The organism is Maribacter sp. MS6 (assembly GCF_056839185.1).
Genome location: NZ_CM166389.1, coordinates 2425810 through 2448664, shown reverse-complemented (window position 1 = coordinate 2448664; position 22855 = coordinate 2425810). Strand labels below are relative to the sequence as shown.

Below are 22855 nucleotides of genomic sequence, written 5' to 3'. Positions count from 1 at the left end.
GGAACATCGAATGAACATTTTGCTTCGTGCCTCGCAAAGACGTTATTTATGAAATATGGTCTTGATTTCCAACTCCGCAAATCTTCTGAACATTTCCATGACGCCGCAATATTTTTCTACCGATAAATCTACAGCACGCTGTAGTTTCTCCTCGTTAAGATTGGCACCGTGAAAATGGTATTCTATGGTTACTTTATCGTAATACTTTGGATGCTCGTCTGTTAAGTTAGCGATTGTTTCAATTTGAAAATCATCCACTTCTAACTTCATTTTTTTTATGAGCATGGCGACATCCAATCCAGAACAACCTGCGAGTCCGGATAGCATCAAGGCTTTAGGTCTAAACCCGCTTCCTTCGCCGCCATCTTCAGGGGCTACGTCTATGTTTACGGTATGCCCGGATGGGTTCGTAGATTCAAAGGCCATTCCGCCTTTCCATTTCGTTGTAATATGATTTGTTGTCGCCATAATTTTTATGTTTCTTGTATGTGTTCAAAAATACAATAATCTAGAATGTCATTTCGAGCCCAGAAGAGAAGTTAGGCACACCTATCAATATCGACTGGGCTCGATATCACATAAATAATTTATCCCTCAAGAGCGCAATTAACCTATTTGATGTTGGTTATGATGTATTTAAGAAGAAAACGCTTTAAAAACTATAAATTCGTATTTCAGATTTTTAACTTCTAATTTCCAAATATGCCCTTAGTAAATCCGCTAGATGCCAGTCACAGTCCAGAAACTGCCGAACTGGCTAAATTTTTCAACGAGACCCTAGGTTTTTGCCCTAATTCTGTATTGACCATGCAACACAGACCTGCCATTTCCAAGGCTTTTATAAACTTGAACAAGGCCGTTATGGCTAATGAAGGGAGGGTAACTTCTGCTCTAAAAAGAATGATCGCTTGGGTAAGTAGCAACGCCACGGGCTGCCGCTATTGCCAAGCACACGCCATCCGCGCTGCGGAACGTTATGGTGCAGAGCAAGAACAACTGGATAATATTTGGGAATACCAAACCCACCCAGCCTTTTCCGAAGCAGAAAGGGTAGCACTCGACTTTTCATTACAAGCTTCCCAAGTCCCCAACGCAGTAGATGCCAAAATAAAAGAACGATTGTACCAACACTGGAACGAGGGGGAAGTTGTGGAAATGTTAGGGGTTATTTCCCTCTTTGGCTACCTCAACCGATGGAACGATTCTATGGGAACTTCTATTGAAGATGATGCCGTAGATAGCGGCAAGCATTATTTAGGGAAACACGGATGGGAGAAAGGGAAGCATGATGGTTCTGCTTATTAGATGTGAGATTTTTGATGTCAGTTCTCAGATAGTTTTTTAGTTAAACCGTCATTGCGAGGAGGAACGACGAAGCAATCTCAAAGTTTGGAAAATGTAGTAAGCAGATTGCTTCATGCCTGGCAATAACGTTTAAAATTCTTCTTTAATTAATGGTGAATTTGAATTTAACCTATCATTTAGAAATAGCTTTGGTGATTGCCCTGTTTATACTCGCTAGAACTCTCCTTTACAATATATTACAGTGTAAATTAAGGGCAAATAAGATTTTTACAGATTTCTCCTTTATTTCTATTCGCAACTCTATGATTTTCAGTTATTTATTTGGTTTTATCAAGACATAGTTGTCTTGAAAATTGATTTTCGGCTAATTTAACTACTTAGCTGCTGTCCTTTATTTAATCTGATACTTTGAATAACTCGTCATCCATTACCACAAGGAAATTTGCTGTATTGATAAAGTAATTTGTGACAAATTTTTCCACACTTTAAAATATACTTTTACAGTAGTTGATGTGTAAAACCAATTTTTTCTCCGTGATTATTATTCACACGGTCTTTTACCTGAAATAAATTCAAAAGAATTAGCCCTGGAAAAGTGGTAGTTTTTCATGTTACAAATAAAGAAAAATAGATTTTGGAAATTACTAAGGAAATAAAGCAAAAAATCATGAAAGAATTCATAGTTGAAAATTATAAAGACTTTATTGCATTTACTTTAGTTTTAATCTGTCTTATTACATTGATTCATTTGGATAATAGAATATCGGAAAGCCTAAGGCAAACCCTTGGATATATTATCGTTGGTTGCTTAGGCTTTTTATTACGGGGTAGATTTTAATATTTTTTTCACTATCTGGACCAACTCCCCAACAACATCCCCCTCGAACCAGGGATTCTTACCGCGCCAAAAATGATTCACAGGAGACGGATGCGGTAATGGAAAATATTTTGGAAGAAAATCAGGGTAACTAGCTACATTTTCCGTCAAATTCTTTTTGGAACTAGCGCCTAAATACTGGTCTTGGGCATACTTCCCTATCAGCAATATCAATTTCACATCCTTAAATTGTTCCCAAACCGATTGATGCCACAGAGGTGCACATTCTTTTCTTGGAGGTAAATCTCCTGTTTTTCCCTTGCCCGGATAACAGAATCCCATAGGCAGCACGGCAAAATTATCCGGATTATAAAACTGTTCCTCAGTTACGCCCAACCACTCACGCAACTTCTTGCCACTAGGGTCGTCCCAAGCCCTATTATTATCATGTGCCTTTTTCCCTGGCGCCTGACTTACCAGTATTATTTTCGAATTCAGGGTTGCCGAAATTATTGGACGTGGTTCCAGAGGTAAGCAATCCTCACAAACAGTACATTTTCTTATTTCGGTTAGTAGTTGCTTCATTTCTTTCCACCAACAACGATAACAATTTCACCTTTGGGAGGTTTATCCGTATACTGTTTCAAAACTTCCTCGGCAGTACCGCGGACGGTTTCTTCGTATAATTTGGTAAGTTCCCGGGAAACCGATACCGGTCTATCGGCACCAAAATACTCGACAAAATTAGACAGTGTTTTTAGTAGTTTATGTGGCGATTCGTAAAAAATTAGGGTTCTGGTTTCGTCTGCCAATATTTTTAATCGGGTTTGTCTTCCCTTTTTTACAGGCAAAAATCCTTCAAAAACAAACTTATCATTTGGCAATCCACTATTGACCAAAGCTGGAACAAAGGCCGTTGCACCGGGCAAACATTCTACCGCTATATCCTGTTCTATGCATGCGCGTGTTAACAAAAATCCGGGGTCGGATATGGCTGGTGTTCCGGCATCGGATATAAGGGCTATAGTCTCCCCGTTCTTCAATCGGTTTATAATCCCATCTATAGATCGATGCTCGTTGTGCATATGATGGCTATACATTTGGGTCCCAATCTCAAAATGCTGTAGCAATTTTCCACTTGTTCGTGTATCCTCTGCAAGAATTAAATCAACTTCTTTTAGAATGCGGATTGCCCTGAGCGTCATATCCTCTAAATTTCCAATTGGCGTAGGTACCAAGTACAGTTTTCCCATATCATGCTCATCTTGTAGTCGCTCCAAAAGTAATGAATATGAAGTTTAGTTCTAACACAAAAGACCCAGCAAAATGCCAGGTCTTTTATACAGTTGTCCAATTATTTTACCTATGCGAACCTTCGCGCAATCAGGTCCATGAACCGTTGTTCATATTCCTCTTTTCCTTCCCAATTTTTATAATCGGGTTTTACCATGTTCGTAATAAACGCAATGGAACGTTCTTCAGTGTCAATAGTACTCAACTGTGAAAGTACCCGGTTATAGTCCTCTGTACTGCCTTTGAACAGGTGTTTAACAAACGCTAACCTATTGTTTAAATCTACCTTGAGTTCGCTATTGGACAAACGATCATTCAATGATTTTGGAGTTTCTGCCTTTTGTTTCTCAGTAGGCATAAACAGTTCCATATCGTTTTTCATCAAATTAGGCTGTGTCATAAATTCGTTCAATACCTCTTCCAAATTTTCGGAACTCGGCATTTCTGAAACCATATCCTTGATGGTATCCATTCCAGGAATAATAATATCTTCTTGGTGCGGATTACTTTCCGGCACAGAAGAGTTGGCACTCAATACCGCATTGGCCATTTTTTCAAATTTCTCCGCGATGACGTTTTTAGATACATCAACCTGGATTTCGTTCAACTCCTCCTCGATAAACTTAAGCACGGCTAATTTTTCGTACAATCCTTTTGCCGCCTCATACAATTCTGGAAGACTATTCATGTCCTTGGACGTAATGATGTCTGTAGACATTCTAATCAACTCCTCTTTCAACTTCTGTTTCATCTCTTGCTTTTTCTTTCTATTCCAGTGCTAAAACCGGATATAATAGTATACTCTTATGTTTTCTTTTTCGATTCTATATTGTACTCTGATAGCAAAGCTATTTATATCCCCTTCAAACCATCTCTTTTTTTAATAACTTTATCATTCTATAAATAACAACGAAAAAACCTCTTATTTTCGTCTAAAATTACAAAATGTTTCTCGAAAATACCGTTAACCACAAAGAACAGTTCGGCTGGATCGAAGTAATTGCCGGATCTATGTTTTCCGGTAAGACCGAGGAACTAATTCGGCGACTTAAGCGCGCCCAGTTCGCAAAATTAAAGACCGAAATCTTTAAACCGATGGTAGATACGCGTTATGATGATCAAATGGTGGTGTCTCATGATGATAATGAAATACGCTCTACACCAGTCCCGGCGGCAGCAAATATTCGTATTCTTGCAGATACATGTGATGTTATAGGAATAGATGAAGCTCAATTTTTTGATGACGAAATTGTAACCGTTTGTAACGATCTGGCCAATAAAGGCATACGCGTTATCGTGGCCGGTTTGGATATGGATTTCAAGGGAAATCCCTTTGGCCCTATGCCCGCCCTAATGGCCACTGCAGAATATGTTACCAAAGTACATGCCATTTGCACCCGAACCGGGAACTTGGCAAATTACAGTTTTAGAAAATCAAGTAACGACAAATTGGTCATGTTAGGTGAAACTGAAGAATACGAACCGCTGAGTAGAGGTGCATTTTATAAAGCGATGCTAAGGGAACGGGTTAAAACAATGGATGTGAGCTCAGAAGAAATAGACCATAAAGACAAACTCGCTAATGGCTAAGGCAAGAGAGACCGTCCTAGAGCTGGACTTAAAGGCCTTGGCACACAATTACCATTATTTACGCTCCAAATTACGGCCAGAAACCAAATTCTTGTCGGTAGTGAAAGCTTTTGCATACGGAAGCGACGCCCAGATAATAGCCAAAAAGCTTCAGGAGCTGGGAACCGACTACTTTGCAGTTGCCTATACCAACGAAGGTGTCGCCTTAAGAGAGGCAGGCATTACGAAACCTATTCTTGTATTGCATCCGCAGGAAGTGAGTTTTGATGCCATTATAGAACACTGCCTTGAACCTAGTATCTACGCCATGCATATTTTGGACGGGTTCTTAAGTACTGCAAAAAAGCACGGCCAAAACCAATATCCCGTGCATCTCAAATTTAATACAGGCCTTAATCGGCTTGGATTTAAAAAAGAGGACATACAGCAGATAGCAACCAAACTGAATGATGCTAAGCAGATTAAAGCGCTATCATTGTTTTCACATCTAGCGGCCTCAGAAGACCATTCGGAAAAAGAGTTTACAACAAAACAGATCAACCTATTTCATACCATTGCCGAACAGTTGGACGAACTACTCCATTACAAAACATTTTGCCATCTATTAAACACCTCTGGAATCATTAATTACCCAGAAGCACAATATGATATGGTACGGAGCGGTATTGCACTTTACGGCTATGGAAACGAAGCTAAAATTGACAAAGCATTAAAACCCGTTGCCAGTCTAAAAACGATTATTGCACAAATACATCATCTTGGTGCAAACGAAAGTGTGGGCTATAATAGAGGTTTTAGCACTAACAGTCCAATGGTTACCGCAACCTTACCGCTAGGCCATGCAGATGGTATTGGAAGACATTATGGTCACGGAAAAACTGTGGTAAGCGTTCACGGAAAAAAAGCACCTATTATTGGTAATGTATGTATGGATATGATTATGGTCGATATTACGGGAATCGACTGCAAGGAGGGGGATGAAGTGCTTATTTTTGGCAAAGGATTATCTGCACAAGCATTTGCCGAAACAGCAAATACCATTACTTATGAACTGCTGACCGGTATTTCACAGCGCGTAAAACGTTGCATAGTTTCGTGATTAATAATTAACGTTTTATTAAGAAGGTTTTTTTTTAGTACATTGCAGCCTAATCATTAACCATTTTAAAAACACTAAATCATGTTAAAAGAATTCAAGAATTTTATAATGACAGGTAATGTCATTGACCTGGCGGTTGCCGTAATCTTGGCAGGTGCCGTAGGATTGGTTGTAAGCGGATTTGTATCCGACATTATGATGCCCATTATTGGTCATTTTGCAGGGGGCGTAGACTTTGCCGATATGAAAATAATATTAGACGAAGCGGTTATTGCAGCAGACGGTACGGTTACAAAACCAGAGAATGCCATCATGTACGGGAAATGGGTAAATGCCATTATTAACTTGATTATCGTTGGATTTGTATTATTCATGATTGTAAAAGCCTACAACAAAACAAAAACACCAGTTGAAGAAGCTCCAGCCGCACCAAAAGGACCTACGGCAGAAGAATTGCTTGCTGAGATTAGAGATGCCTTAAAGAAATAAGGATAGAACGTATTTCCTGAACAAATTCGGGACGTGCCGCTGCACTCTTGCAGTTTAACTATGTAAACCGTTACCAGTTGTTTCGCTAACACTGGTAGCGGTTTTTTTATGATTACATCAATATATTGTTAGTATAAGATGACCCTAATACGCACGCTTAACTTCATAAAGTGTTTTAAAATAAACATATTGTTATATTTTTAATATTCTTTACTATTTTGATGGCGCAACATTAGAGAATACCTATTTTTGTCGCTCAATTGTAATGAATACAAAATGAAAATAGCAGTAGTAGGAGCCACAGGTATGGTAGGCGAAGTAATGTTGAAAGTATTGGCAGAACGGAATTTTCCTATAACCGAACTGTTGTTGGTGGCCTCGGAGCGATCGGTAGGTAAAAAACTCACCTATAAAAATCAAGAATATGCCATTATAGGTTTGGCAGACGCGGTTTCACAAAAACCGCAAATTGCCATTTTTTCTGCTGGTGGAGATACCTCTTTGGAGTGGGCTCCTAAGTTTGCAGAGGTAGGTACTACGGTTATAGACAATTCATCCGCATGGCGTATGGATGCTACTAAAAAATTAGTGGTTCCAGAAATTAACGCAAACGAACTTACCGTAACGGACAAAATTATTGCCAATCCCAACTGTTCTACCATTCAACTTGTTATGGCCCTGGCACCCTTACACAAAAAATATAAAATGAAACGGGTAGTTATTTCTACCTATCAATCTGTTTCGGGGACTGGTGTAAAAGCAGTTAAGCAACTAGAAAACGAAATAGCGGGGATACAAGGCGAAATGGCCTATCCCTATCCTATAGGCCGAAACGCTCTACCTCATTGTGATGTATTTCTAGAAAACGGATATACCAAGGAAGAAATGAAACTAGCACGCGAACCACAAAAAATATTGGATGATCGCTCTTTTTCTATTTCCGCAACAGCAGTGCGTATTCCAACGGCAGGAGGGCACTCGGAATCGGTAAACGTAGAATTTTTAAATGATTTTGAATTGAATGAAGTCCGCCGAATCCTAAACGATACCCCTGGCGTTACCGTCCAGGACAATCCCGACACCAATACCTATCCCATGCCTATTTACGCGCATGACAAGGATGAGGTATTCGTTGGGCGGATTCGTAGGGATGAAACACAACGAAATACCTTAAATATGTGGATCGTGGCAGACAACCTCCGAAAAGGTGCTGCCACGAACGCGGTACAGATTGCAGAGTACCTAGTCGAAAACAAACTGGTTTAATCAAAGTCCGAGTAGAATGTTAAAACCTTCAAAACAGTACTGTTTTGAAGGTTTTTTTATGGTAATTTTAACGAGACAAATTCATCTAAAAACATGAAAAAATCAATTCTAGGCCTAGCAACACTTCTTACATTTACAGCGTGCCAAACAGAAACCAAAAGAGAAACCATAGCCGTGACCTATCCTACTACACAAAAAGTTGATACCGTTGATACCTATTTCGGAACCGATGTACCAGACCCGTATCGTTGGCTAGAGGATGACCGAAGCGAGGAAACCGAAGCATGGGTAAAAGACCAAAACGAAACTACGTTTGGCTATCTGGAGAATATTCCTTTTAGGAACGATCTTAAAAATCGCTTAGAAAAATTATGGAACTATGAAAAATTAGGTTCTCCCTTTAAAGAAGGCGAGTACACCTATTTTTATAAGAATAACGGGCTACAGAACCAATATGTGGTGTACCGCAAAAAAGGAGATGCCGAAGCCGAAGTATTTTTAGACCCCAATACTTTTTCCGAAGACGGAACTACATCCCTGGCCGGACTCAGCTTTACAAAAGACGGTTCTCTTGCAGCATACCTCATCTCTGAAGGTGGCAGCGACTGGCGCAAGGCCATTGTTATGGAAACCGAAACCCGGGAAATTATTGCCGATACCTTGGTAGATATAAAGTTTAGCGGCCTTTCATGGAAAGGAAACGAAGGTTTCTATTATTCCAGCTATGACAAACCCGAAGGCAGCGAACTATCCGCAAAAACAGACCAACATAAAGTATATTACCACAAACTCGGAACCGATCAAAAAGAGGATGCTCTTATCTACGGCGGAACCCCCTTGGAAAAACATAGATATGTAGGCGCAAGGGTAACAGAAGACAATCGGTACCTTACCATTTCGGCCTCGACATCTACTTCTGGCAATAAATTATTTCTTAGAGATTTAGAAGACCCTAATGGACTATTGATTCCGATTGTAGACGATACGGAATCTGACGTTTACCTCATCGAAAACGTAGGTTCCAAACTATATCTTGTAACGAACCGGAATGCCCCGAACCAGAAAATAGTAACCGTAGATGCAGCTAATCCAAGTCTTGAAAATTGGGTGGATTTTATTCCGGAGACTGAAAATGTATTAAGCCCTAGTACTGGTGGAGGCTATTTCTTTGCAGAATACATGGTTGATGCTATTTCCAAGGTATATCAATACGATTACGATGGAAAACAGATACGGGAGGTACAGCTTCCCGGGCTGGGAAGTGCGAGCGGTTTTGGAGGAAAAAAAGAGGATAAAGAGTTCTATTTCTCCTTTACCAACTACAACACCCCAGGTTCTTCCTTTAAATACAATGTAGAAACAGGTGAATACGAGCAGTATTGGAAACCGGAAATCGATTTTAACCCTGCCGATTACGAATCCACACAAGTGTTCTACGCCTCCAAGGACGGCACTAAAGTGCCTATGATTATAACGCACAAAAAAGGCTTGGAATTAAATGGCAAGAACCCCACCATCCTATATGGCTATGGTGGCTTTAACATTAGCCTCACCCCTTCTTTTAGTATTGTAAATGCCGTTTGGATGGAGCAAGGTGGCGTTTATGCCGTACCCAATTTAAGAGGCGGTGGCGAATATGGCAAGAAGTGGCACGATGCCGGTATCAAAACAAAAAAACAAAATGTATTTGACGATTTTATCGCAGCAGCGGAATACCTCATTGACAACAAGTATACCTCTAAAGAATACCTAGCTATCCGTGGTGGCTCTAATGGTGGTTTGCTAGTTGGTGCCACCATGACCCAAAGACCAGATTTGATGCAAGTAGCCTTACCTGCAGTGGGCGTATTGGATATGCTCCGCTACCATACCTTCACCTCTGGTGCAGGCTGGGCCTACGATTACGGCACCTCTGAAGACGATGCAGAAATGTTCAGTTATTTGAAAAACTATTCTCCCGTACACAACGTGAAAGCAGGAACTTCCTATCCTGCTACTTTAGTCACTACCGGAGATCACGATGACCGTGTAGTACCAGCCCACAGTTTTAAATTTGCGGCAGAACTGCAAGAGAAACAAATGGGTGATAATCCCACCTTAATTCGAATAGAGACCAATGCAGGTCATGGCGCAGGTACACCCGTAAGTAAGACTATTGAACAATATGCCGACATTTTTGGATTTACCCTATACAACATGGGCTTTAACGAACTACCTAACCAAGCGGTTTTAAAAGAATTTAAAGAGTAGAAGATTACATCAATAAAATAGTTGTAAATCCGTTCTTTTGTTAGGACGGATTTTTTTATACTACTATATAAAACTTAAAGTATGCTCAGAGTAAAGAACGTTTCTTATGCCTATGACAAAGGATTAGTTCTAAAAAACATAAATCTTAAAATTGCCAAAGGGGAACATTTGGCCTTGATTGGAGAAAGTGGCTGTGGAAAAAGTACGTTATTGAAAATCATGTACGGATTGATGGATTTAAAAGAGGGGTCTGTACTTTGGAAAGATGAACCCGTATTAGGCCCTGCTTATAATCTAGTCCCGGGAGCGCCGTTTATGAAATACCTATCCCAAGATTTTGATTTGATGCCCTTCATTTCCGTGGCAGAAAACATAGCGCAATACTTATCCGTGTTCTATCCAGCCGAATTAAAAGAAAGAACAACGGCCTTGTTGGAAATGATAGCGCTAACAGATTTTGCAAATAAAAAAGTAAACACCCTAAGTGGTGGCCAGCAACAGCGCGTGGCATTAGCAAGAGTGCTAGCGCAAAAACCTGAAGTGCTGCTATTGGACGAACCTTTTGGACATATTGATAACTTCCTAAAAAATAACCTACGTAGAAACATATTTAAGTACGCAAAGGATAACGAGATTACCTGTATCGTCGCTACGCATGATCATAACGATGTATTGCCTTTTATGGACCGCATGATTGTATTACGGGATGCAGGTATTATTACGGAAGGTCGGCCTATGGAGCTATACAGAAATCCAAGAAATCTATACGTCGCGTCACTATTTGGAGAAGCCAACAGCATTTCCATGTCACAATTAAAATCATACGCCCAATCGGATAAAACCATAATCGTATATGCACATGAACTAAAGGCTTCAGATACTTCAGGACTAGCCGTTACGGTTAAGGAAAGTTATCCCATGGGCAATTATTATCTTAATATAGGAACTATGGAAAATGGTGAATCAATTTATTTTCAGCATTCTACTGTTTTGCCAAAAGGAAAAGAATTGTATCTGAATATTTCCTTAAACACCATCAACCAGCGCATACGATAGTGTCTCTGATTTTGTTGGAATTACAGCCTTTAAATAGGCTTATAAAACATAGCTTATAGGGTCATCTGTTTACCTTTAGTGCTTTCTCAAAACTGGTATTTACTAGCTTTGCTTATTTTTACCCAAACTATTATTTTGGATCGTGATGTAATTATATCGGAACTTCAATTTAAGGCCATACGTAGCAGTGGCCCTGGTGGTCAGCATGCAAATAAGGTATCCTCTAAAGTTGAAGTAGCATTTGATGTCCAGAATTCCAATGGATTATCCGAAAGAGAAAAAAGTCGACTCTATTTAAAACTACAGTCCAAATTATCCAAAAACGGATTACTGGTAGTGCAGTGTGATGAATCCAGAAGTCAGCACACGAATAAATCCATAGTTATAAAGCGCTTGTTAGACGTACTCAAAACAGCACTTGTAACCCCTAAAAAAAGGAAGCCTACCAAACCGTCTAGATCATCCATAGAAAAACGGCTGAAATCCAAAAAGAAAGCTGCACTTAAAAAGGCTAATCGAAGCAAACCCCGTCTTGATTAAACTTTAAAAACTACTGCGGAGGCAATTCGTAGAAAAATTGTGCTTTTTTAATTTGTCCGTTTGCCACTTCATAAACGCATAGTTCATCCATTTGAACGCGACCTCCTTGTTTAAAAGTCACATCGCTTGTCATAGGGACTACAAAATGATTACCGGCCACCACAGCATCACCCACGCTGCCGCCGTGCATTTCTTGGATATTACTCTGCCATTGGTTGAATCCTTCTAAAATATTCGCTTTCCCTTTGGTAATCTGTTCTCCGGCTGCCCAGCCGTCCATTTCTACACTTACTGCATCGTCTGCATACAAATCGTAAGCTTCCGGATACTTGCCCTCTTTACAAAGGTGCACCAATTTCTGAGCTACTTGTTCTGTTGTCATGATTATATATTTTGATTAGTGGTTATAAGGTACGAAGAAAAGCAATACCATTAACCCTTAATTAAATGACTGTCAACAAGGTAGTGTCCTTGGATTGAAAACGAAAGCTATCTCCTTCCTGTTTTCCCATGAGTAGTTTTCCTATTGGGGTAGCTGGCGAAATGCAGTATACTTTCTCGTTTTCGTGGGTAGTTTCTCCTGCGGAAACAGAAATAAAATAGGAGTTCGTATTTGTAATTACCAAGGCACCTAAGCCAACACAGGTAAACGCTGTATTTCTAGGAATTTTATGCAACAAGGCTTGCATTTTTTCGGCTTCGGCAAGTTGTGCCCCTAATTTTTCACGTTCCAGTTGGAGCATCGCCCTTCCCGTTTCGTGCTTATCTCCAGCACTACTTTTAGTTTCGGAAGTAAGGGCATCCGAAATCTCCTTGGCCTGGCGGTTCAATCGTTCTAACCGCTCTGCAACATATATTGCGCAATGGTTAAATGCAGTTTTTTTGAGCTTCTGAAAATGGTCGCTATTCTTCAAGATGGTATAGGTCTGCCATTTTATAAATGAGATAATTTACGATTTGATCGTTACCCTCTCCCTCATGTTTCATTTTAGCTACTGCTTCGCGGTTTTCGGCCTTAAAATAATCAAGATCTCCAGATCTATTCTCACTAAAGATATTCCAAGACTTTAGTCCGCCCAGCATCGCCTTATGCGCATTGTACTTTTTGGTGACTTCATCCATTCTCCTTATAAATTGTTTGTCGATTCCTACGGAGTTATTTTCCTCCTGTTCCTTTAACATTTTATATTCAGAAGATATGCTCGCATCTGCTTTTTCCGCTTCTGTTATGATTTTAAAATAAGCCCTCGACACTAAAAATTGATAGTCTTTTTCAAACAAGGTATTGCTTTTGACCTCAGGTACTTCTTCTACGAGTATCATGTCATTGTCCGTACTGGCATATAGCTCCTGTTCTTGTGCCTGTTTTTCCAATGATTTTTGCCATGCTTCGCTCTTAACCATTTCTCTCCAAATCCTATTATATTCTCGCTGATAGCGGGTTTGTATACTAGAGCATCCAAAAGCAGTGGACATCAATAAAGACAACAAGGCATATATCCCGTAATTTTTAAAATCTATTTTCATATTATAGTGTTCAGCTATGTGTATACCATAGTGCAGCGAACTACAATCGAAAGGTTAAGGATGTGTCAAATTACCTAAGGTGAAGATATTATGGGGATGACAATATATAAAGAATATCCCATCGTATGCAATGCTAGCAAATTAATTTCATATGAAAATGGAATCACTGTTGAAACATATCTGCCAATTGCCTTCCTACCGTGGTGCCAATCGCGATACCCATGCCTCCTAAGCGTACACCGCACGCAATATTGTCGGATTGTAATTTTACTATGGGTTTCTTTTGTTCGCCCACACCCATGATTCCGCTCCAAGCGTAATCTATTTCAAAAGGGGTATCGGGTAAAATAACATGATGTAGAATTTCGGCAAGTTTGTCTTGTACTAGTTTTGTTGTGCCGAACTCGGTCGTCTCCTCTGCGCTAAAATCTAGATTACGACCGCCACCCAATAAAATTCGATTATCTATGTTCCTAAAATAATAATAGCCTTCCTGTAAATGAAACGTTCCTTTTATACCAAGATTATCAATAGGCTTGGTAATGATTACCTGAGCTCTTGCCGGTTTTACGTTTTCAGGTATCAGGTCGGTTGCAAATCCGTTAACGGCAATACACAACTTCTTTGATGAAAGGGTAAACTCGTTTGTCTCAATGGCTACGGCATCACCATTGTCTTGGAAAGACGTTACGGTGACTCCGTTTAAAATTCGAATCCCTTCCGAATTTGCTTTCTGTAATAAGCCTTGCATCATTTTTCCGGTATCGATCTGCCCTTCAAAACACTGGGATATATAGTTTGGCTCTATGCCTTTGAACTTAAAATAATTAGATTTTATCTCAAAAGCCGCTTCTCCAAAAACAGGCTCTAGTAGTTCATTTACGGTATCCAACGCTGCGATGCATTCCTCATAAAGACTTTTATCCTCCTTCAAAAATAGTTCATGCCCTCCGTGTACTTGCAAATCCATTGCTGTAGTGCCCAAGGTCTGCTTTAAGGCCGCTACACCGTCCCAACGGTCTTGTACCAATTGTAGCACTTCTTCCTCTGAATGGGTTTTTAAATCCGATAAAATCTCGGAAATACTACCAAAACAAGCGAAACCAGCATTCTTGGTACTGGCCCCTTGGGGCAACAGCCCTTTCTCCAATACCACTATATTGGCATTAGGAAACTGTTGTCGCAACCTTAAGGCACAATTTAGGCCTACGATGCCGCTCCCGACGATTGTAAAATCTATATTGGAAAACCAAGTTTTATATTCCCAGTAGCTTAGGTTCATGTTGTGTGTTTGGTTTGATGTCGTTGTTTACTAAAAACTGATTCCAAAACTAGCATTTAATTTAGCACAACGGATTGGCTATGCGCAGTATCCCGAAGGGTATTGCGTATAGGTGTTGTTAGCTGATGTTTTTTATCTTTTTAATTCGAATTCCTTAAAAAATCCTTCACCTAAAAATTCAAATTTCTTCTTAAATAATGTTGAAAATTTCTTATTAGCTGTTGCAAAGAATATCTGTTTATTCTCCTTGACAATAAAATATCTTATGAAATCCAAAAAAGATAAAGCATTAAAATCATCAATAAAAGTAACTGGGTCATCAAATATTATAATATTCGGACCATTCTTCAGCTTTCGGTTAAGACTAATAAAAATTGATATTACTAGTGCGGCTCTTTGTCCAGTACTTATTTGATTTACTGAGTACTTATCCTCATTTTTGTATAAAACTAATCTCTTATTCTCAAATTTTAAATCTGTAAATTCCTGCGGTGCGTGAATCGTCTTAAATATATCTTTTATTTCTTTCAAATTTTTATCAAAATAATCTGCTAAGACACTTTCTCCATCGTTTGATTTTAGTTCTTGAAGTACCTTTACAGCCTTTTCAAGACGAGTATGTTTAAGTGTGTTTTCTGTAATGAAAGACTTTGCATCTTCCAATTCTTTTGTAACTCTTTGTAGCTCTTTTTGCCTATTCTCAGAGTCTCTGAGAGATTTGATATTTTCTTCTAAAACGTATAAATCTTTACTTAACTCTGAAATAGACAAATCATCTTGAAGGTTTAAATATGTTTTAATCTTAATAAAGCTACGCTCTACAGCTTTTACCTTTTCGTCCTGGGATTTTATTTCATCTAATATTTCTGAAATATCGTTTTTGGTTTCCTTTTGTTGGAGCGACTTATTTAAGTCCGAAATAAGTAAATCATTCTCTTGACTTAGTTTTTCGATAGTATTAACTATTTTTTTAATGTCATCTTCTAATTGTAATAAAAGATTATCTATATCAATTTTTTCAAAAGAAGTATTAGTATTCAAATATGTACCGATTTCTTCCCTTAATGATTTGAACTCCGAAACAGAACCTCCAATAGCCGTTACTTGGGCTAAAGTTTTTTCTATTTTTGTTTTACTCTGAATTACTGATGCTTCTTCATCCAAAATAGAATTTAAGCGGACGGCAATTTCCTTTACAGACAATGTCCCATAACCCAACACTTCTTCCTGAGCTATAAATTTCAAGGCATTTAACATTTTTAATTCAGTGGTTAAGTTTGCCTCCTTGGTTTTTAGCTCCGATAATTTTTTTGATTTTCCCTCCAATATGCTCTTATCCACATTATTTTTGAAATCTTCATCTAATTTATCAGACAACTCATTATGGGAAATTTGCTGCTCACATAGAGGACAGTTTTGGGAATGTTCATTGTGCGATAAAAAATCTTTACCCAATAATTTGATTTTATTGAGTATGTCTTCAACAGCTGAGAAATTTTCACTTAATATTCTTATTTCATTTTCTATCTCTTTTCTATCGGTATTAACCTTTTGAAAATCTTCGTTTTTGGAGTTTTGCAAATCCTCAAATCCTTTTTTCTCATTCAAAAAAGAATCAAGATTTAATATAGAAAAGTCCTTTCTAATCTTTTCAGATTTTGAGATTTTCAAATTATGCTTTTGAATTTGCTCCTCAATATCTTCTATGCTTCTAAGGTCTTCAATGGCAAAATATTTAAGTATTGATTTTATTTTATCACGATTTACTTCTAAAGTCTTTTGCTGGTTAAGAAAATCTATTCGTTGAGCAATTCTTTCATCATACTTATCCTTTAGAGTACTTACCGTATCTAATTGTTCATCAATCTGGCTTCTTAATTTATTAAGGGTGTTTTGGTTAAAAACAAGATTTTGATTAAGAATGTATTCGATTTCCGTCTTTATTTCATTGATATACAAGTTTGAAATTGAATAATTATCTATAGATAATGTGTTTTTATACTTCAGGGTTAGGATATTATCTCCTATATTTTTCTTGATATCTTCAAGATTTTTATCAGAATTTAAATCTTTAATTAATTGTAAGTGATGGGTTACTAATTCGTTTTGCTCTTTTAATCCTTTTTCTAAACTATTTAGCTCGGGTCTTAGTCTACCTTCAAAACCCTGAATTCTATCTCTCAAAAATGTATATTCAGCACCAAGAACAATTTGTTTTAAAGATTCATTAATCTGATCCTCGTGATCGGAAGATGCGAACTGATATGCAGCATCAGTATTAAAAAAATTAAACTGATTAAATGATTGATAGCAATTGTTTCCTCTTACAAGATGATTACGACTATACCACTTGATATCTCTGGCCTTATACTTACCATTATCGTATGGGGTGTATACTTCTTCAATATCATTATTTAAAATAGCGCTTATAGATCCTGCTTCCTCATCTTTATCGCTATTTCTATTTGTTTTACCAGTTAAAATGAGTTCAATTGATTCGAGTAAACTTGTTTTTCCTGTTCCATTTGCTCCATTAATTAGATTTACTGCGCCAAAATCAAAATTTCTGACTAAAGGAAAGCCTCTGTAATTATCTTTAAGATTAATATTTGCAATTCTTTCTATTGTTGGAATACTTGATAAGTCTCTTGAAGCTCCTTCGTTTACTTCCTTAATTGTTGAATTTTCAAGAAAGTTGGCAACAGCATCTACATAGGAAGATTCACTATAAACTTCCTGTAAATCTACACTCTCCAGCTCCTTTTTCCATTCAGAAACTATATCGGGCAAAGAGGTTTTAATTGATTTTTCCAACTCAAAATAGTCCAGAAACTCACTTTCTTGGAAGATTAGCTTACGAGCATATTTATCGTTAGATAATATCTTTGACTTTAGTTCTTCATCAATAGTACTGTTAATGAAGAGTAAATATATATTCCATTGAAGGCTGTCTTCATTTTTGTAAAATTCTTCAGCCAAATATTTATATTGAAGTTCCTCAAAATCCTGTTCGCTTATGTTTGCACTGAAGTTTAAAAAATAGACTCCAGCTAACTTATCGTTTATTTGATAGTTGCCCTTATACAAAGTGTCATTAATCGGCTCAAAATGAGTAAAAAAATCTCTCGATTTCTCTATAATTTGGGAAGTATCCATAATTTTTAAAGAATTGAACTATTATCATTAGAGGGAGTGGTAATACTGCCTGCAGTTTCATCATATTTAGAACGTAAATCTGTTCCATTTTTATAAAAAACAACTATTCTACGTTTACTTTCTGTCCCTTCGTCAAATAGTTTTTGTAGTTCATCATAGGTGTTTTTAACCTGACTAGCTGAAACATTACCTAAATAACAAACTGTTGCCATTTTTGTATCACCATTTTCATTCGTTAAATTAAACTTGTATTTGTAGTTAGATGCATCCTGAGAATACGAAAGAATAATATTATTATAAGCAAGATCTTTTATACTTTCTGGATATTTGGATTTATCTGGTAGAATTTTCTGATCCAATTCTATTAAATTAGTGCAATTAAGGGTTCTAATCGTTTCACTTGATGCATATGTATCTTCCACATAAGTCATTCTACAATTACACTCATCTGCTTCTTTCAGGTTGAAGCTATTCAAATATATAACTTCACACCACTTGTTTTCAAGCTTACCAATGACTTTGCCAATTGAAATATTTATTAGTCTTTCCTTATCCACAATTGAATTATCCGCATTAAGTAGAAAATCATTAGCGATCCCTCTATCTATAAAAAACTGTAAATGATTATCATCAGTAGCTTGAATCAAATTAAAAGTTGATGTAGCAATATCAAAACAATATATTTCAATAACTTCGGGACCTTCTCTTCTTCGTTGCGGAGCTTGTCCTTCATTAATGTGTACAGGTGGATTTTCTAAATGAAATAATTCAGGGATACCATCGAAATAATAAACAAACTTATTCTTATTGATATGTAAAAAATACAATCCTTTTCTATGATTTCTAATTACACGAGTATTTTCGTAGTTTAATTCATCTGTTTTGAAAAAGATTCCGCTTCTTGCTGTATTTCCTCTTGCAGAATACCAATTGTTTCCATTAAAATAAGTGTTCACTCCCCAATTAAGTGAGACAACTTCCTTTTTTTCTCCTTCTAAAATAAACTTCCTAAAGTCTACAAAGCTTTGATGTGAAGGGTCTGGATTGATTTGAGGATGGAGTATTAGAAATGGCATATCATCCCATAAAATTTCATTTTTAACTTGTTGGTTTAAATCTGTTCTTACATTCATTGCTTCAGAACATATAAAAGACATTAGCCTAACAGATGTATTGCTATTTTTGATAATGTAAATATTATTTCCTTCTATTAAATTGTTCCTTTCTACATCACCTGACCAAACTCCCATATGTCTTGTTTTGAACTGAATTAGAACAATCAATTTAGTTAGACCTTTATGAACTCCTCTAAAGATGTAATATAGTGGGTCAGAGTAACTTTTATCCGTTTTTGAAATTACGTCCTCGCAATGTATAAAAACACCATCTTGATTAACAGCAAGTAACTGTGCTATTTCCTCTTTGTTAACTGATTCTCCTCCTAGTACCCATACTTTATTTGATGGAGGTTGCATATTTTCATTATCAATGATTAAATCAATAACGCTTTTAGGACAAGAGTATTCAGGAGATAAAACTAGGGCTATATTATCTTGTCTTGCTTTTTCTAATACCATTAAAAACTTCGTATGAGCACCTTCTTGATTAACATTGCCAATCCTATTATTATCAGCAAAAAAGTCGCCTTTATGCTGGTATAACAGAAAGCTATTACGTTGGGTATCTCGTTTTAAAACGTCAAGATATGTTGATATGTTTAAATCAGATATATCTATAAAATTCATTTATTCTATGTTGTTTTTAAAATATCAGCCAACAATTCGCTAAGAGTACCCGTGTACTCTTATATCTTTTTTGTGAACACCTAATCTAATGGATTTTTTATACTTTCAAAAGTATTTGTGGTAACATGGGCATGCATTTCTATAGTTTTACCAAAACTATTGCCGAAACCGAAAAAAACAAGCTTTTGAACATCCCTAGGCTTCTCCTGTTAAATTTCAGTACACTTTACCACTTTCGAATTCGGGGCATAAAAAAACTCCGACCTTAGAGCCGGAGTTTTATGCTATCTATTCCTTTGGTTCAGGATCCATGACAAAATCGTCCATGAACGCTGTGGTATAATTTCCCGCCAAATAATCCGGATGCTCCATTAACTGTCGGTGAAACGGTATCGTGGTTTTAATGCCTTCGATAACAAACTCGTCCAAAGCACGTTTCATCTTGTTAATAGCCTCTTCCCGTGTTTGCGCCGTAGTAATCAACTTCGCTATCATGGAGTCGTAGTTAGGCGGTATGCTATAGCCACTATATACGTGAGTATCCATACGCACTCCATGTCCGCCAGGTGTGTGCAAGGTGGTTATTCTTCCAGGGGAAGGTCTAAAGTTATTGTAAGGATCCTCGGCATTTATCCTACACTCTATGGAATGCAACTTAGGATAATAGTTTTTACCAGAAATCGGAACTCCTGCCGCCACTAAAATTTGCTCTCGGATAAGGTCATAGTCAATGACCTGTTCCGTAATCGGATGCTCTACCTGAATACGCGTATTCATTTCCATAAAATAGAACTTGCGGTGTTTGTCTACCAAAAACTCCACAGTACCTGCACCTTCGTATTTAATATATTCCGCTGCTTTTACGGCAGCATCGCCCATAGCATCACGAAGCTTGTCCGTCATAAACGGGGACGGTGTTTCTTCCGTTAATTTCTGGTGTCTTCGTTGTACGGAACAGTCCCGCTCGGATAAATGACAGGCTTTGCCATATTGATCCCCAACAATCTGAATTTCGATATGCCTAGGTTCTTCGATAAGTTTTTCCATATACATACCGCCATTCCCAAAAGCGGCGGTAGATTCCTGTACGGCACTTTCAAAAAGCTCCTCCATTTTCTCCTCTTTCCAAACGGCACGCATTCCCTTACCACCACCACCGGCAGTCGCTTTGATCATGACCGGATAGCCCATCTTCTTGGCTATTTTTTTGGCATCATCAACATCTTTCAACAACCCTGCAGAACCTGGAACGCATGGTACGCCCGCCTCTTTCATGGTCGCTTTGGCCGTAGCCTTGTCTCCCATACGGTCTATTTGATCACCCGACGCACCAATAAACTTAATATCGTGCTCTGCACATATCCGGGAAAACTTAGAGTTTTCAGATAAGAAACCATATCCTGGATGTATGGCATCTGCATTAGTGATTTCGGCAGCGGCTATAATATTCGGTATTTTAAGATAAGATTCGCTGCTTGGAGCCGGACCAATACAAACCGCTTCATCTGCAAAACGCACATGCAAGCTTTCTTCGTCTGCCTTGGAGTAGACGGCCACCGTCTTAATACCCATTTCCTTGCAGGTACGTATGACGCGTAAGGCAATCTCTCCCCTATTTGCTATTAGTATTTTTTTGAACATAGTATTTTAGTTTAAGAGTTTATGGTTTAGTAGTCTGTTGGTTCAAATGCCTTGGCGTTCAACCTCAAACTGTAAAACTTCTAAACTTAAAATTAAGATGGATCTACCAAGAATAAAGGCTGGTCAAATTCTACCGGAGAAGAATCATCTACCAGTACCTTAACGATTTTTCCAGAAACCTCGGATTCTATATCGTTAAACAGTTTCATTGCTTCTATAACACATAACACATCACCAACTGCAATGGTATCGCCAACCTCCACGAACAAGGGCTTATCCGGTGCCGGTTTTCTGTAGAATGTTCCTATAATAGGAGACTTGATGGTAATATATTTGGCATCGTCATCTGCCGCCGCTACTTCTTTGCCCGGTGCAGCAGGGGCAGCAGGCGTTTCCGACTGTACAGGTACAGATTGCACCATTGGTGCTTGTGCCATAGGCATGGACTGTACATAGGTAGGCTCATTGGAACCAAGGCTACCTGTACGGATAGTGATTTTAATATCGTCTGTTTCCAGTTTTACTTCACTTGCGCCAGATTTGGCAACGAACTTAATAAGGCTTTGTATTTCTTTAATATCCATAGTGTAACAATATGTTTAGTTGGTAGTTTAATAAATTAGTATGCCCATTTTAAATAAATTGAGCCCCAGGTAAATCCGCCGCCAAAAGCAGCAAATACAAGATTGTCTCCTTTTTTTAATTGCTTTTCATAATCGTGCAATAACAAAGGTAAGGTTCCAGAGGTGGTATTCCCGTAACGTTGAATGTTCATCATTACTTTGGTGTGATCCACGCCCATTCTGTTCGCAGTAGCGTCAATAATTCGTTTGTTTGCTTGATGGGGCACTAACCAAGTTACATCCTCACTGCTTAGGTTGTTCTGGTTCATGATACGTTCGGCTACATCGGCCATATTGGAAACGGCAAATTTAAATACCGTTTTTCCTTCCTGAAATATATAGTGTTTTTTATTCGTTACGGACTCTATAGTCGCTGGCATAAGGGAACCGCCGCCTTCCATACCCAAAAATTGTCTTCCAGAACCATCTGCACGCAAATATTCATCTTGTAATCCCAATCCTTCCGTGTTTGGCTCAAAAAGAACCGCACCGGCACCGTCTCCAAAAATGATACATGTAGTACGGTCTGTGTAGTCCAAAATAGAGGACATTTTGTCCGCCCCGATCAACAGTATCTTTTTATAACGACCACTTTCTATATAGGAAGCTACCGTTGACATCCCAAACAGAAAACTGGAACAAGCTGCCAACAGGTCATACGCAAAAGCATTTTTGGCTCCAATCTCAGAAGCTACAAAAGCAGCCGTGGATGCCACCATGCTGTCTGGCGTTGCCGTTGCCACAATAATCAAATCTATTTCCGCAGGGTCTACGTTTCCTTTTTCTATAAGGTCGTTGGCCGCCTTAATGGCCAGATAAGAGGTTCCTTCCCCTTCCTCCGGTTTTAAGACCCTTCTTTCCTTTATTCCTGTTCTACTGGTAATCCACTCATCATTGGTGTCTACCATACCCTCCAACATTTTATTGGTGAGAACGAATTGGGGAACATAGCCACCCACAGCGGTAATAGCTGCTGTTATTTTGGTCATATTTAAATTGCTTTTGTGTAAAAACCGTTCAAAAACAGGTCAAAAGTTGTGAAAATTAATGATTTTAGCTGACTTCTGATACATAACGGGTCGGTTTTTAAAAAAATACTGCCTAGAACTAAAGTCGGTAGGGCGCTACTGCTTTCATGAGCAAAGCTTTGACAATACTATAAAACGAAAAAAAACT

At 38.2% G+C, this 22855-nt stretch carries 21 protein-coding genes; 8 read left to right on the top strand and 13 right to left on the bottom strand.

The features are described 5' to 3' along the window. Positions 1 to 42: 42 nt before the first annotated feature. Complete coding sequence (locus tag MS6x_RS10745) at positions 43 to 468, bottom strand: OsmC family protein (protein WP_482601854.1); 426 nt, start codon at positions 466 to 468, stop codon at positions 43 to 45. Between the two features lie 234 nt (positions 469 to 702). Here MS6x_RS10745 and MS6x_RS10740 point away from each other — a divergent pair, with 234 nt between their 5' ends. Beyond that, positions 703 to 1305 (top strand): carboxymuconolactone decarboxylase family protein, encoded by a 603-nt coding sequence (locus MS6x_RS10740; RefSeq protein WP_482601852.1) that lies wholly within the window; start codon positions 703 to 705, stop codon positions 1303 to 1305. A gap of 820 nt (positions 1306 to 2125) precedes the next feature. Here MS6x_RS10740 and MS6x_RS10735 read toward each other — a convergent pair. The 3 genes from MS6x_RS10735 to MS6x_RS10725 form a co-directional block, all read right to left on the bottom strand. After that, on the bottom strand, positions 2126 to 2707 hold the full coding sequence (locus MS6x_RS10735; protein ID WP_482601850.1) for a uracil-DNA glycosylase family protein: 582 nt from the start codon (positions 2705 to 2707) through the stop codon (positions 2126 to 2128). After that, on the bottom strand, positions 2704 to 3375 hold the full coding sequence (gene rsmI / locus MS6x_RS10730) for a 16S rRNA (cytidine(1402)-2'-O)-methyltransferase (RefSeq protein ID WP_482601848.1): 672 nt from the start codon (positions 3373 to 3375) through the stop codon (positions 2704 to 2706). Before rsmI ends, MS6x_RS10735 begins: the two co-directional genes overlap by 4 nt. A 110-nt stretch (positions 3376 to 3485) precedes the next feature. After that, positions 3486 to 4166, bottom strand: coding sequence for a hypothetical protein (locus MS6x_RS10725; protein WP_482601846.1), 681 nt, complete (start codon positions 4164 to 4166; stop codon positions 3486 to 3488). 194 nt (positions 4167 to 4360) lie between these two features. Here MS6x_RS10725 and MS6x_RS10720 point away from each other — a divergent pair, with 194 nt between their 5' ends. The 7 genes from MS6x_RS10720 (at position 4361) to arfB (ending at position 11705) form a co-directional block, all read left to right on the top strand. Continuing rightward, on the top strand, positions 4361 to 5005 hold the full coding sequence (locus tag MS6x_RS10720) for a thymidine kinase (RefSeq protein WP_482601844.1): 645 nt from the start codon (positions 4361 to 4363) through the stop codon (positions 5003 to 5005). After that, positions 4998 to 6104 carry an alanine racemase gene (gene alr / locus MS6x_RS10715; RefSeq protein ID WP_482601842.1) on the top strand — a complete coding sequence of 369 codons (1107 nt, stop codon included), beginning with the start codon at positions 4998 to 5000 and terminating at the stop codon, positions 6102 to 6104. The genes MS6x_RS10720 and alr overlap by 8 nt, the downstream gene beginning before the upstream one ends. A gap of 81 nt (positions 6105 to 6185) precedes the next feature. After that, positions 6186 to 6593 (top strand): large conductance mechanosensitive channel protein MscL, encoded by a 408-nt coding sequence (gene mscL / locus MS6x_RS10710; RefSeq protein ID WP_482601840.1) that lies wholly within the window; start codon positions 6186 to 6188, stop codon positions 6591 to 6593. 276 nt (positions 6594 to 6869) lie between these two features. Beyond that, complete coding sequence (locus MS6x_RS10705; RefSeq protein WP_482601838.1) at positions 6870 to 7859, top strand: aspartate-semialdehyde dehydrogenase; 990 nt, start codon at positions 6870 to 6872, stop codon at positions 7857 to 7859. 93 nt (positions 7860 to 7952) lie between these two features. Then, entirely contained in the window at positions 7953 to 10109 is a 2157-nt protein-coding gene (locus tag MS6x_RS10700) for a prolyl oligopeptidase family serine peptidase (protein ID WP_482601836.1), read from the top strand. 81 nt (positions 10110 to 10190) lie between these two features. Further along, positions 10191 to 11165: an ABC transporter ATP-binding protein gene (locus tag MS6x_RS10695; RefSeq protein ID WP_482601834.1), complete on the top strand. Its 975-nt coding sequence runs from the start codon at positions 10191 to 10193 to the stop codon at positions 11163 to 11165. Positions 11166 to 11300: 135 nt separating this feature from the next. Then, positions 11301 to 11705 (top strand): alternative ribosome rescue aminoacyl-tRNA hydrolase ArfB, encoded by a 405-nt coding sequence (gene arfB, locus MS6x_RS10690; RefSeq protein WP_482601832.1) that lies wholly within the window; start codon positions 11301 to 11303, stop codon positions 11703 to 11705. A 10-nt stretch (positions 11706 to 11715) separates the two neighbouring features. Here arfB and MS6x_RS10685 read toward each other — a convergent pair whose 3' ends face one another. From MS6x_RS10685 to MS6x_RS10645, 9 genes are all read right to left on the bottom strand, one after another. Next, the gene (locus MS6x_RS10685; protein ID WP_482601830.1) at positions 11716 to 12087 is read right to left on the bottom strand and encodes a SnoaL-like domain-containing protein; all 372 of its coding nucleotides are present in this window, start codon (positions 12085 to 12087) and stop codon (positions 11716 to 11718) included. A 61-nt stretch (positions 12088 to 12148) separates the two neighbouring features. After that, positions 12149 to 12619, bottom strand: coding sequence for a 3-oxoacyl-ACP synthase (locus tag MS6x_RS10680; RefSeq protein WP_482601828.1), 471 nt, complete (start codon positions 12617 to 12619; stop codon positions 12149 to 12151). Beyond that, entirely contained in the window at positions 12609 to 13232 is a 624-nt protein-coding gene (locus tag MS6x_RS10675) for a hypothetical protein (RefSeq protein WP_482601826.1), read from the bottom strand. Before MS6x_RS10675 ends, MS6x_RS10680 begins: the two co-directional genes overlap by 11 nt. Before the next feature lie 163 nt (positions 13233 to 13395). Then, a complete protein-coding gene (locus MS6x_RS10670; protein ID WP_482601824.1) occupies positions 13396 to 14514 on the bottom strand; it encodes an NAD(P)/FAD-dependent oxidoreductase in 1119 nt (372 codons plus the stop codon). Positions 14515 to 14646: 132 nt separating this feature from the next. After that, entirely contained in the window at positions 14647 to 17670 is a 3024-nt protein-coding gene (locus tag MS6x_RS10665; protein ID WP_482601823.1) for a hypothetical protein, read from the bottom strand. Positions 17671 to 17675: 5 nt separating this feature from the next. Then, positions 17676 to 19415 (bottom strand): hypothetical protein, encoded by a 1740-nt coding sequence (locus MS6x_RS10660; RefSeq protein ID WP_482601821.1) that lies wholly within the window; start codon positions 19413 to 19415, stop codon positions 17676 to 17678. A 288-nt stretch (positions 19416 to 19703) separates the two neighbouring features. Next, positions 19704 to 21056 carry an acetyl-CoA carboxylase biotin carboxylase subunit gene (accC, locus tag MS6x_RS10655; RefSeq protein WP_482601819.1) on the bottom strand — a complete coding sequence of 451 codons (1353 nt, stop codon included), beginning with the start codon at positions 21054 to 21056 and terminating at the stop codon, positions 19704 to 19706. Positions 21057 to 21148: 92 nt separating this feature from the next. Then, complete coding sequence (accB, locus tag MS6x_RS10650) at positions 21149 to 21640, bottom strand: acetyl-CoA carboxylase biotin carboxyl carrier protein (RefSeq protein ID WP_482601817.1); 492 nt, start codon at positions 21638 to 21640, stop codon at positions 21149 to 21151. 35 nt (positions 21641 to 21675) lie between these two features. Then, complete coding sequence (locus MS6x_RS10645) at positions 21676 to 22668, bottom strand: beta-ketoacyl-ACP synthase III (RefSeq protein WP_482601815.1); 993 nt, start codon at positions 22666 to 22668, stop codon at positions 21676 to 21678. Between the last annotated feature and the right edge of the window lie 187 nt (positions 22669 to 22855).